9 protein-coding genes are annotated in these 13,085 nt (G+C 52.6%); 8 read left to right on the forward strand and 1 reads right to left on the reverse strand.

Annotated elements, in window-relative coordinates; all coding sequences use genetic code 11:
- The 3 genes from QN359_RS10755 to QN359_RS10765 all read left to right on the forward strand — a co-directional run.
- Window positions 1-683 (forward strand): hypothetical protein (locus QN359_RS10755; protein WP_323493270.1); only part of this gene is annotated, 683 nt, incomplete at its 5' end.
- A gap of 213 nt (window positions 684-896) precedes the next feature.
- Window positions 897-1,337 carry a ProQ/FINO family protein gene (locus QN359_RS10760; RefSeq protein ID WP_322250582.1) on the forward strand — a complete coding sequence of 147 codons (441 nt, stop codon included), beginning with the start codon at window positions 897-899 and terminating at the stop codon, window positions 1,335-1,337.
- A gap of 275 nt (window positions 1,338-1,612) precedes the next feature.
- Window positions 1,613-1,957, forward strand: a complete 345-nt coding sequence (locus QN359_RS10765) for a hypothetical protein (RefSeq protein ID WP_322250583.1) — start codon at window positions 1,613-1,615, stop codon at window positions 1,955-1,957.
- A gap of 208 nt (window positions 1,958-2,165) precedes the next feature.
- Here QN359_RS10765 and QN359_RS10770 read toward each other — a convergent pair whose 3' ends face one another.
- Entirely contained in the window at window positions 2,166-3,845 is a 1,680-nt protein-coding gene (locus tag QN359_RS10770) for a methyl-accepting chemotaxis protein (protein ID WP_322250584.1), read from the reverse strand.
- Between the two features lie 234 nt (window positions 3,846-4,079).
- Between QN359_RS10770 and QN359_RS10775 the strand changes: the two genes are divergently transcribed.
- The 5 genes from QN359_RS10775 to mlaE all read left to right on the forward strand — a co-directional run bounded on the left by QN359_RS10775 (window position 4,080) and on the right by mlaE (window position 12,981).
- Entirely contained in the window at window positions 4,080-4,778 is a 699-nt protein-coding gene (locus QN359_RS10775; protein WP_322250585.1) for a transposase, read from the forward strand.
- Window positions 4,779-4,918: 140 nt separating this feature from the next.
- Complete coding sequence (locus tag QN359_RS10780) at window positions 4,919-9,598, forward strand: glutamate synthase-related protein (protein ID WP_322250587.1); 4,680 nt, start codon at window positions 4,919-4,921, stop codon at window positions 9,596-9,598.
- Window positions 9,599-9,660: 62 nt separating this feature from the next.
- Window positions 9,661-11,124, forward strand: coding sequence for a glutamate synthase subunit beta (locus QN359_RS10785; RefSeq protein ID WP_322250588.1), 1,464 nt, complete (start codon window positions 9,661-9,663; stop codon window positions 11,122-11,124).
- Between the two features lie 286 nt (window positions 11,125-11,410).
- Window positions 11,411-12,214: an ABC transporter ATP-binding protein gene (locus tag QN359_RS10790; protein ID WP_322250589.1), complete on the forward strand. Its 804-nt coding sequence runs from the start codon at window positions 11,411-11,413 to the stop codon at window positions 12,212-12,214.
- On the forward strand, window positions 12,211-12,981 hold the full coding sequence (gene mlaE, locus QN359_RS10795; protein WP_322250590.1) for a lipid asymmetry maintenance ABC transporter permease subunit MlaE: 771 nt from the start codon (window positions 12,211-12,213) through the stop codon (window positions 12,979-12,981). The genes QN359_RS10790 and mlaE overlap by 4 nt, the downstream gene beginning before the upstream one ends.
- Window positions 12,982-13,085: the final 104 nt, after the last annotated feature.

Below are 13,085 nucleotides of genomic sequence, written 5' to 3' on the forward strand. Positions count from 1 at the left end.
TCCCGCCAAAAGCACGCGGGAATGACGAGGTATACGGTGTTTCAGGTGTAAAAAAGCGTCCATTAGGCTTTTGCGACGATCCATTAAGTTGTTGTTTATTCGAATCGGAGATCGCTATGTTCATTCACTCGCATATTGGTAACGTCGAGCGTTTTCACGGCACGCCTGCAGCAAACGACACTTCTGTAGCACCTGGCCAGTCTGCAGCCCATACCGGGCAGGACGCGGGTGAGAATCATGCTGGCTGGAGCAATTCCGCTTACTGTCAGAGCGGCGGCCAGATTGCCGGGAAGGTTAATGCCACCAACGAAGATCTGCGCATCGGCGATGTTTGTGTGAATGCTCGTTTGCATCTGACTTTAGTGAGCGGCAACATTGATTTTCGCCAAGTACGTAGCGATGGCAACGCTGATCCGCTCGAAATCGCAACGATGACGGGCAATCTATTATTGGGTGATGTGGCGGTGCCTGGCAATGTTGCCAGCACGCGCGGTCATGTCAGTGCTGCCAATGTCGATGCCGACACGCTCGCCAAAGAGGCACCGCTTCCCAGCCCAAGCATGCCGTCCGCGCCATCGCAGCCGCCGACTCTTTTTGCGCTTGGCAATAAACCTTGGGAGGGGATGCAAACCCCTTCCAGAGTCTTTTCCATCGTCGCTTGCGACGATCCATTAAGTTGTTGAAATCGCAAAAAAACGATAACAAAATTAAATCTGCGCTTCCCTTGCACCATGCGCTGAAGAAATGCATAGTCCGCAACTGTTTCAATCAGCGTAGTAGCGTCACTTTTTCGAACAATTCCAGTGCTGCTATATTAATTAGGTGCAATCATCGAAAGCGCCGCCACGGCGGTATGTTATGCTTTGCCTTCTCGTAAATGCCTGTTCTATTTATTCATGACCAACAAAAGCCCGACTCTCCCCGTTTCCGCCGCTCAGGAACTGCTCAACAGCTTGAAGAAAAGCTTTCCTGTATTTCAGCGTAACGACCCGCTCGCGATAGGTATAGATAAGCAGATCATCGAACGTTTGCCCGAAACCAGCTTGAAAATATTGCGTCTGGCGCTGACGTATCACACCAAATCTTCGCGCTACCTGCAAAAAACGCTGACCTCAGCGACGCGTTTTGATCTCGATGGCAATCCTAAGGAAGAGATCAACGATACGCATCGCGCCCATGCGCAGCAGTTGCTCAACGAGCGTGCCAAGAAGAATGCCGAACGGATCAAGGCGCAGGCTGAATTCGACCGATTGCGTCAGCTTGAAGCGGCGGAGTTGGAAGCGACGAAAAGACGTGCAGAAAAAATGAATCAATTAGCAATGAAATTCGCTAAATAAATATGACTATGCTGGCCTGATTGCCAGCCTGATAGCCTCTGGCTCGCCGACAGTGCGGGCCATTTTTTTAGCTATAATTTATAAAAATATAATAAAAATCAGTTAATGAAGCCGATATGTTAACTTTTTATAACATTTTTATAGCTTTAGATAAATATTTCTGGAGATTTGTAACTATTCATGTCAACGGATTGCCACACTGATTCGTTTCTTACCCTAAAGGAACTTTGCCAGTCGTTTTTATGCCGCGAAGCTCCACCTTTAGGAGTCTGAAAATGATTTATGAAATTTTAGTGCGCCCCGCTGACAAGCAAAAGATGAGCTCGGAACATTTGATTTGGATAGACAGCGATTTACCTTCGCGGTCATTTGAAAAATGGCTGAGTGAGCTTGGTTTGCTCGATCACAGTAAGCTTTCAGCGATCGTTCGCTGGAGCATCGTGCAAACGACACGCCCAGCCCATTTCAAGCTCGCCACTCAGGCTAAAGCATTGAAAAGCCGTATTTCCGAATTAATGAGCGGGGTGCCTGAAGTACGTGCGGTGCCGGATGCCGCCAAGGCACTCAGTGTGTTCCGCTTCAAAGCGCCTAAGCATGAATTCGCTGGCGCTTATTTGTAAAGACTTCATCAAAAATCTGACTAGGGTTTGAAACCCCGGCCTTCAGGCCGGTGAGCGACGAAGGAGCGACGCGATGGGAGGGGATGCAAACCCCTTCCAGAGTCTTTTCCATCGTCGCTTGCGACGATCCATTAAGTTGTTCAGCGTAGCAGCAAAAAAAGCACGCGCACAGCTTGCGCGTGCTTTGGCTCAAACAGTCATGCGGGGATTAAAATTCTTCCCAACTCTGATCGCTTGCTGATTTGCGTGCACTCTGACTGATTTGCCGAGTGGCCGGCCGTGTGGCCGGTCGGCTGGCATGGCTTTTCAAGCTGCCAGCCGGCGCTGCTGAACTTGGGTGGGTAGTTTTGAATTGCGCCACCACGTGCGAGAGTTTGCCGGCTTGGTCGCGCATGCTTTCGGCCGCGGCGGCGGCTTGTTCCACCAGCGCGGCATTCTGCTGCGTCATCTCATCCATTTGCGTGACCGCGAGGTTGACTTGTTCTATTCCGGCACTTTGTTCGCGGCTGGCAGCGCTGATTTCGGCCATGATGGTGGCAACCCTGGCCACGCTGCCGACGATGTCTTGCATGGTCGTACCGGCGACATCGACGAGCTTACTGCCATGCTCCACTTTTCCGACTGAATCGTCGATCAGGGTTTTGATTTCCTTGGCGGCCGAGGCGCTGCGTTGCGCCAAGTTTCTCACTTCCGATGCCACGACCGCGAAACCACGGCCTTGTTCTCCGGCCCGGGCGGCTTCGACTGCGGCGTTGAGCGCCAGAATGTTGGTTTGAAAGGCGATACCGTCAATCACGGAAATGATATCGACGATTTTATTGGAACTGGCCTTGATCGAACCCATGGTTTCCACTACCTGATGGACCACTTCACCGCCTTTGACTGCCACGCTGCTGGCCGAAACCACGTATTGATTGGCTTGCTGGGCATTGTCGGCATTTTGCCGCACGGTGGCGGTCAATTCTTCCATCGATGAGGCGGTTTCTTCCAGCGAGCTGGCTTGCGATTCGGTGCGGGCCGATAAGTCGGCATTGCCGGAGGCAATTTCCCCGGCGGCCACATTGATCGATTCTGTACCACTGCGCACTTCGGCAATGACTTCACTCAAGCCACTGCTGATGCCATTGATGGCCTTCATCAATAAGCCGATTTCATCATCGCGTGTGACTTTGACTTGCCCGGTCAAATCACCGCGGGCCAGTTGTTCCGCTAAGCCTGTGGCTTCATGCAAGGGTTTGGTGATCGAACTGGTGATTAACCACGCGCACAAGGCGGACAGTGCAACGGCGATGGCAGATAAGATCATCAGCAGCAGACGACTTTGCTGCGAAGAATGTTGCATTTCTTGTGAAGCTTGATCGATTTGCGCGCGTTGTAACAGCAGCATTTCTTCAATCTTTTTGACATAGCCGACCGAAGCAGGAATAAATATTTGCTCAAGCGCCTGATTGGCTTCGTCGGTCTTGCCTTCCTTTTTTAACGCAACGACTTTGGCGCGCCCGTTGACATAGCTTTGCCGGACTTCGCCTATCTCTTTAAGTAAGGCTTTTTCTTTATCCGACTGCATGTGCTCTTCTATTTCTTTTTGCAAAATAGCCGAGGTGCGCGTCGATTCGGCTTGATCTGCCGCAAAAAAAGGAGTCAGTGATTCGTCGCTGCTTTTTGCAATCGCGCTGGTTCTGCGTATGCCGGTGTGGATGTTGCGGTACCAATCGCTGACCAAACGTTCGGTCGTCAGCGGTTCTTTCATCAAGGCTTCGGTTTCGGCCGCAACTTGGGACAGTTGGAAGAAAGCAATTGCTGTCGTGAACAGTGCGAGACATAAGACCAAGGCGAAACCCAGTCCTAATCTTTGCCCTACGGATAAACGATTGAAGAATGCTGTCATGGTGGGCTCCGGTGCCTGTCTTTCGCAGGCGTGGTTGGGGTCGTTGATTCAATGGTCTGGCCAGCTTATTGGCGTGCTACATCTTCAGAGCGTCATTATGGTACCAGTTAGCAACAATATGCGCTTTAGTCTACATAATATTTGCCCACGAGATGCATGATTCCTACGTCTCTCCTGGAAAATTAGTCCGCTGCCTGTCTTTGCTTGTTTTACAATGAGCGATTTGGGATCGCCATGGCCCGACTGCCTCGTCTCCTTATTCCCCATGCGCTGCACCATGTGATGCAATCGAGTCATGATGGCTTACGCTTGTTTCGTGATGATGACGACCATATAGTGTTTCTTGCCTCTTTACTGCAGGGCGCACGTCACTTCGGCATCGCGATCCATGCCTATGTGTTGATGCCCGATCACTTTCATCTCTTAGTTACCCCACAAGAAGCAACAAGTTTGTCCAAACTGATGCAGTGGTTGGGGCGCTATTACGTACCGCATTTCAATCGTAAATATTTGCGTAGTGGCAGTTTGTGGCAGGGGCGCTACAAAGCCACCGTGCTGGATCCGAGTTTGTATTTCTTCCCTTGTAGCTTGTATATAGAAAGTAATCCGGTGCGCGCGGGTTTGGTCAGTGATGCCGCCGCGTATCAGTGGTCCAGTTATGCCCACCATATTGGACTTCGCAATGATGCGCTGGTCGCCGATCACCCGCTGTTCTGGGCTATGGGCAATACGCCATTTCAACGCGAAGCCAATTATAAGCACTTGCTCGAGCAAGGCATAACGGAGCAGCAACTCGCACTGCTACGCGAGGCCACGCACAAGGCTTGGTTGCTCGGCTCAGCAAGCTTTGAGGCAGAGATGGCTAAGCTGACGGCGCGGCGTTTGCAGCCGCACAAGCGCGGCCGGCCGCGTAAGCTGGTGTCACCTGCATAATCTACTCTGACCCTAATAAAAAATTAAAATAAAATAGGGTAATTTTAATTAACTCTGACCCTAATTATTTCTGTTGAACTTTATTTTGCAGTGCACTATCCTCTGGGACAGACTTCCACTTTTGCCCTCCGGAGATAGCTATGCAAGCCCAAGGTTTATACGATCCCTCCAACGAACATGATGCCTGTGGCGTCGGTTTCATCGCCCACATCAAGGGTAAGAAGACCCATGCGATCGTCGATCAGGGTTTGCTGATTTTAAAGAATCTCGATCACCGCGGTGCCGTCGGTGCCGATGCCTTGATGGGCGATGGTGCGGGGATCTTGATTCAAGTTCCAGATCAATACTACCGTGAAGAAATGGCGGTACAGGGCATCGTTTTGCCACCGCCGGGTGAATATGGCGTGGGCATGGTGTTTTTGCCTAAGGAACATGGCTCACGACTGGCCTGCGAGCAGGAAATCGAACGCGCCGTGCGTACCGAAGGCCAAGTGGTGTTGGGCTGGCGCGATGTGCCGGTCGACCGCACTATGCCGATGTCGCCGACGGTGCGCGAAAAAGAACCGCTGATACGGCAGATTTTCATCGGCCGTGGTCCGGACATCATGGTGACCGATGCGCTTGAGCGTAAATTGTATGTGATCCGCAAATCGGCTGTGCATGCAATCGAAGCGCTCAAACTGATCCATGGCAAAGAATATTTTGTTGCATCCATGTCCGCTCGCACCATCGTCTACAAAGGTTTGTTGCTGGCCGATCAGGTCGGCGTGTACTACAAGGATTTGCAAGATCCACGCTGCGTTTCCGCGCTGGCATTGGTACATCAACGCTTTTCTACCAACACTTTCCCAGAATGGCCGCTGGCTCACCCATACCGCATGATTGCGCACAATGGCGAGATCAATACCGTCAAAGGCAATTTCAATTGGATGCGCGCGCGCGAAGGCGTGATGAAATCGGCTGTGCTTGGCGACGATTTGCAAAAATTGTATCCTTTGATTTTTGAAGGCCAGTCCGATACCGCCAGTTTTGACAATGCCCTCGAATTGTTGGTGATGGCCGGTTATCCTATCGCTCAAGCGATGATGATGATGATCCCGGAAGCCTGGGAAAATCATGGCATGATGGATGAAAACCGCCGTGCCTTTTATGAATATCATGCTGCCATGATGGAACCGTGGGACGGTCCGGCGGCGATGGCGTTTACCGATGGTCGTCAAATCGGTGGTACGCTTGATCGCAATGGCTTGCGTCCGGCCCGTTATATCGTCACCGACGATGATTTAGTGGTGATGGCATCGGAATCGGGCGTGTTGCCGATTCCTGAATCGAAAATCATCAAAAAATGGCGTCTGCAACCAGGCAAAATGTTCTTGATTGATTTGGAAGCTGGCCGCATCATCGATGACAAAGAAATCAAAGATACCTACGCCAATGCCAAGCCCTACAAGCAGTGGATCAAGTCGGTACGGATCAAGCTCAATGAACTCAAAGGTACGCCCGATGCACAACCGACGGCCGACAGTTTGCTCGACCGTCAGCAAGCCTTCGGCTATACCCAGGAAGATATCAAGTTCCTCATGACGCCTATGGCGGTGGCCGGTGAAGAAGCGCTCGGCTCGATGGGGAATGATTCCTCCTTGGCGGTGATGTCGAACAAACTCAAGCCTTTGTACAACTACTTCAAGCAATTGTTTGCCCAAGTTACCAATCCGCCTATCGATCCGATTCGCGAAGCGATGGTGATGTCGCTGGTGTCGTTCATCGGTCCGAAACCGAATCTGCTCGATACTAATAACATCAACCCACCGATGCGTTTGGAAGTTTCACAACCGATACTTAATTTTGATGATATCGCCAAGCTGCGCAATATCAGCGCCAATACCGGCGGCAAATTCAAGTCGTATGAACTCGATATCTGCTATCCGGTGGCCTGGGGCAAAGATGGTATCGAAGCACGTCTGGCCTCAATTTGTGCCGAGGTCGTCGATGCAGTGAAATCCGGTCATAACATTTTGATCATTACCGATCGCAAGATGAGTGCTGATTTCGTCGCGATCCCGGCCTTGCTGGCTACTTCGACTGTGCATCAGCATTTGGTCAGCAAGGGTCTGCGCACCAACACCGGCTTAGTAGTGGAAACCGGCTCGGCGCGTGAGACGCATCACTTTGCACTGCTGGCCGGTTACGGTGCTGAAGCCGTTCATCCTTATTTGGCCATGCAAACACTGGCGGCGCTGGCACCACAACTGGCGCCTGGTTTGACGGCCGATGTGGCGATTTACAATTACAGTAAGGCAGTCGGCAAGGGCCTCATGAAGGTGATGTCGAAAATGGGCATCTCGACCTATATGTCGTATTGCGGGGCGCAGATTTTCGAAGCCATCGGGCTCAATAAATCTTTGGTCGAGAAGTATTTCAAAGGCACGGCTTCGAATGTTGAAGGCATAGGCGTGTTTGAAGTGGCCGAGGAAGCATTGCGTTTGCATAAGCTCGCTTTCGGCAATGATCCGGTACTGGCCAATGCGCTCGATGCCGGCGGTGAATATGCCTTCCGCGTACGTGGTGAAGACCATATGTGGACGCCCGACGCGATCGCTAAGTTGCAGCATTCGACGCGTGCCAATAACTATAATTCCTACAAAGAATACGCTCAGATCATCAATGATCAATCGAAGCGTCACATGACTTTGCGCGGTTTGTTTGAATTCAAGATCGATCCGGCCAAGGCTATCGCGCTCGATTTGGTTGAGCCGGCCAAGGAAATCGTCAAACGTTTCGCCACCGGCGCGATGTCGCTCGGTTCCATCAGTACCGAGGCGCATGCGACTCTGGCCATTGCGATGAACCGTATCGGCGGCAAATCGAATACCGGCGAAGGCGGCGAAGATCCGGCGCGCTACACCCAAGAACTCAAGGGTATTCCGATCAAGCAGGGTGCTACTTTGGCTTCGGTGATCGGGCGCGAACATATTGAAGTCGACATCCCTTTGCAAGATGGTGATTCGCTGCGCTCGCGTATCAAACAAGTGGCTTCCGGCCGCTTCGGTGTAACGACCGAATATCTGAGTTCGGCCGATCAAATCCAGATCAAGATGGCCCAGGGTGCCAAACCGGGTGAGGGCGGTCAATTGCCAGGCCATAAAGTGTCGGAATACATTGCCAAGTTGCGCTTCTCGGTGCCGGGCGTGGGTTTGATTTCGCCACCGCCGCATCATGATATTTATTCGATCGAAGATTTGGCGCAGTTGATTCACGATTTGAAGAATGTGAACCCGCAAGCATCGATCTCGGTCAAACTGGTTTCCGAAGTCGGGGTTGGTACCATCGCCGCCGGTGTGTCGAAAGCTAAAGCCGATCACGTGGTGATTGCCGGTCATGATGGCGGTACCGGTGCGTCGCCTTTGTCGTCGATCAAGCATGCTGGTACGCCGTGGGAGCTCGGCTTGGCGGAAACCCAGCAAACTCTGGTTCTCAACGGCTTACGTGGGCGAGTACGGGTACAGGCTGATGGTCAGATGAAAACCGGGCGTGACGTGGCGATTGCCGCCATGCTCGGTGCCGATGAAATCGGCTTCGCCACCGCGCCTTTGGTGGTGGAAGGCTGTGTCATGATGCGTAAATGTCACCTCAATACCTGCCCGGTCGGTGTCGCGACGCAAGATCCGGTATTGCGCGCGAAATTTTCCGGTAAGCCTGAGTATGTGGTTAATTACTTCTTCTTCGTCGCGGAAGAACTGCGTCAAATCATGGCCCAGCTTGGAGTGCGCAGCTATGACGAGTTGATTGGTCGGGTAGATTTACTCGATAAGTCGAGCGCCGTGACACATTGGAAAGCCAAGGGCCTTGATTTTTCCAAGATTTTCTTCCGTCCCGAAGTGGCTGCCGATGCGGCGATCCGTCATGTCGATGTGCAGGACCATGGTTTGGATAAAGCGCTCGATAACAAGTTGATTGCCCAAGCTAAATCGGCAATCGAAAGCGGTGAAAAAGTATCGTTTATTTCGCCGATCAAGAATCGTAACCGCACCGTTGGCAGTATGTTGTCGGGCATGGTGGCCAAGAAGTATGGTCATGCCGGTTTGCCGGACGATACCATTCACATCCAGTTGCAAGGTACGGCGGGTCAGTCGGCCGGTGCTTTCTTAGCGCATGGCGTGACGCTGGATTTGGTGGGCGAGGGTAATGATTACGTCGGTAAAGGCTTGTCGGGCGGTCGCATCATTATTCGTCCGAATACGGAATTCCGTGGCCGTGCCGTCGATAACATCATTTGCGGTAATACGGTTTTGTATGGCGCGATTTCCGGTGAAGCATTCATCAATGGCGTGGCCGGCGAACGCTTTGCGGTACGTAACTCGGGCGCGTCGACAGTAGTCGAAGGCACGGGCGATCATGGTTGTGAATACATGACGGGCGGTACGGTCGTGGTGTTGGGCGAAACCGGACGCAATTTTGCCGCCGGCATGTCGGGCGGGATCGCCTATGTGTATGACCCGGAAGGCGAATTCGAAGCGCGCTGCAATCTGAGCATGGTGACGCTGGAAGCGGTGTTGGCCGGCGATGTGCAGGTGGCGACCGTCGATCGTTCGATTTGGCATAGTCGCTTGCGTGGTGGTGAAGGCGAGACCGATGAAGCGATACTGCGTGATCTCATCGAGCGGCATTTCAAACATACCGGCAGCACCCGTTCGCGCAATTTGCTCGATGATTGGGCGCGTAGTCGCGCCAAGTTCATCAAGGTCTTCCCGACTGAGTACAAGCGTGCACTGGCTGAAATGTATGCGGCCAAACAGCTCACTGCCAAGGCCGCGGCCTGAACCGCTGGTGCTGGCAGAACAGAATAAACCGGGCAGACGCCCGCAACGATTTGAGGTGAAAAATGGGTAAAGTAACGGGTTTCATGGAATTTCAGCGTTTGCAAGAAGCAAGCGAAGCGCCGCAATCACGCAAAAAGCATTACAAAGAATTTCTGGTCCATCTCGACGATAGTCAAGCCAAGACACAGGCGGCGCGCTGCATGGATTGTGGGATTCCATTCTGTAATAATGGGTGTCCGGTCAACAACATCATTCCTGATTGGAATGATTTGGTGTACAGCGGGAATGTCGAGTCGGCGCTGGAGACTTTGCATTCAACTAATAATTTCCCGGAATTCACTGGCCGGATTTGTCCGGCACCGTGTGAATCGGCCTGTACCTTGGGAATTAATGATGATGCGGTCGGAATTAAATCGATCGAGCATTACATCATCGACAAGGGTTGGGAAAACGGCTGGGTGAAAGCGCAACCGGCCTTGCAGAAAACCGGTAAAAAAGTCGCCGTGGTTGGTTCCGGTCCGGCTGGATTGGCAACTGCCCAGCAGCTTGCCCGTGCAGGTCATGAGGTGACGGTTTTTGAAAAGAATGATCGGGTCGGCGGTTTGCTGCGTTATGGTATTCCTGACTTTAAGATGGAAAAATCGCATATCGATCGTCGCGTCGATCAAATGCAGGCCGAAGGTGTGATTTTCCGCACCGGCGTCTTGGTCGGTAAAGATTTTCCTGGCACCATCACCAACTGGTCGAAAGAAAGCATTTCGCCCGAGCAGTTGCAAGCAGAGTTTGATGCCGTCGTTATCGCCGGCGGTGCTGAAACACCGCGCGATTTGCCAGTGCCGGGGCGCGAGCTCAAGGGTGTGCATTTCGCGATGGATTTCCTGCCTTTGCAAAATAAGGTCAATGCCGGCGACAAGGTGAAAGATCAGATCATGGCGACGGCCAAAAATGTCATCGTCATCGGCGGCGGCGATACCGGTTCCGATTGTGTCGGCACCTCGAATCGCCATGGTGCCAAATCGGTGGCGCAGTTCGAATTGTTGCCGCAACCGCCGGAACAAGAAAACAAGTCTATGGTGTGGCCATATTGGCCGACCAAGCTGCGCACTTCCTCGTCGCACGAAGAAGGTTGTGAGCGCGATTGGGCGGTCGCGACCAAGCGTCTCGAAGGCAAGGCTGGTAAGGTCGAGAAGCTGATCGCCTGCCGCGTCGAATGGAAAGATGGCAAGATGCAGGAAGTGGCCGACTCTGAATTCGAAATGAAGGCTGATTTGGTCTTGCTGGCGATGGGCTTTGTGTCACCGGTGGCGCAAGTGCTCGAGGCCTTCGGCGTCGAGAAAGATAGCCGTGGCAATGCCAAGGCCAGTACCGATGGCCCTGATTGTTATCAGACCAATGTGGCCAAGGTGTTTGCGGCCGGAGATATGCGGCGCGGCCAGTCCTTGGTGGTGTGGGCGATCCGCGAAGGTCGTCAGTGCGCGCGCGAAGTCGACCTGTTTTTGATGGGTGCATCAGACTTACCACGTTGAGTGGCGTGACGAAGTTCTTAGTAAAGCCAAGAACTTCGTCAGTTTTTTTGAATGCTTGATACAAAAATCATCAATTAATGACCCAGAATTCATTAATTTTTGTGCTCTGCAAAATAAAAAAATGATCTAAATTCTGCATTTTAATAATTTTGACGTTAAATATTTGGAATAAATAGTATTTATAAGAATTATCGGCAAATCCTTGATATTTTAATATTCTTAACGTCAACACTTCTTCTCGCGTTCTGCATTACAATCTAGCTTTTGCAAAACACCATACTTTGACGTGTCAAATCTCGTAGAACTTCGCGATGTTCATTTTGCCTATGGAGAGCGGACTATTTTGTCCGGACTCCGTATGGATTTTCCACGCGGTAAAGTGATTGCTGTGATGGGCGGTTCCGGCTCCGGCAAGACCACCATTTTGCGCCTGATAGGCGGGCAGATCCGCGCCGGTAGCGGCAGTGTGCAAGTCAATGGGCTAGAGGTGGCGCAACTCGATCAAGCTGGTTTGCAGCAGATGCGCCGCAAGATGGGCATGCTGTTTCAGCACGGTGCGCTGTTTACCGATTTGAGTGTATTCGAGAATGTCGCTTTTCCATTGCGCGAGCATACCGACCTCACGCCGAGTTTGATCCGCGACTTGGTGATGCTGAAGTTACAGGCGGTCGGATTGCGCAATGCAGCACAGTTGATGCCGGCCGAAATTTCCGGCGGTATGGCGCGCCGCGTGGCGTTGGCGCGCGCTATCGCGCTCGACCCGCAGTTAATCATGTATGACGAGCCGTTCGCCGGACTCGACCCGATTTCTATGGGCGTGACGGCGAATTTGATTCGCAGTCTCAATGATGCGCTGGGTTCGACCTCAATTTTGGTATCGCATGATGTGCATGAGTCGTTTGCCATCGCCGACCACGTATATTTCCTGTCACAGGGGAAAATCGTGGCCGAGGGCAGTCCGCAGCAGATGTTGGCCTCGGACGATCCGTATGTGCGGCAGTTTGTGCATGCCCAAGCCGATGGACCGGTACCGTTCCATTATCCGGGGCTGGCGCTGGCCGACGATCTCGGTTTGAAAGGACAGCCATGATCATAGAACGCATAGGACGCCGGGTGCGTGAGCTGGCCTCCGATCTTGGCTATGCCAGCCGGAGTTTCGTCACCATCGCCGCGGCAGCACGCGGCTTGTGGCGGCGCCCACGTCTGGTGACCGATCAGATTCACTTCATCGGTAATTATTCTTTGGTGATCATCGCCATTTCCGGGCTGTTCGTCGGCTTCGTGCTCAGCTATCAGGGTTATTACACCTTGAATCGTTACGGTTCGGAAGAGGCGCTCGGTTTGTTGGTCGCTTTGTCGCTCACGCGTGAGCTCGGTCCGGTGGTGACGGCGCTGCTGTTTGCCGGTCGGGCCGGTACCTCGCTGACGGCGGAAATCGGTTTGATGAAGGCCGGCGAGCAGTTGGCGGCCATGGAAATGATGGCAGTTGACCCGATCGCCCGCGTCTTGGCCCCACGTTTCATCGCCGGCATTATCGCCATGCCGATCTTGACGGCCATCTTTAATGCTATGGGCATCATCGGCGGTTATGTGGTTGGCGTGAAGCTGATCGGGGTTGATAATGGCGCGTTCTGGTCGCAAATGCAGGCCGGTGTGGAAGTGTGGCAAGATATCGGCAATGGCGTGATCAAGAGTGTGGTGTTCGGTTTTGCCGTCACATTTGTGGCGCTGTTTCAGGGATATGAAGCGCAGCCTACGCCGGAAGGCGTGGCACGTGCTACCACTCGCACCGTCGTGATTTCGTCTTTGCTGGTGCTGGGGCTCGATTTCTTGCTGACAGCTTGGATGTTTCAGTAAGCCTGGGAGCCTTTGCCGCCGACTCCGTTCTGCCGCTCAGGATTCCAGATGAACACGCAGCGTAGTGACGCGGCAGGTATCAAATAATCATTGCGCTCCCAAGT

This window comes from Undibacterium sp. 5I2, assembly GCF_035019605.1.
GTDB lineage: Bacteria > Pseudomonadota > Gammaproteobacteria > Burkholderiales > Burkholderiaceae_D > Undibacterium.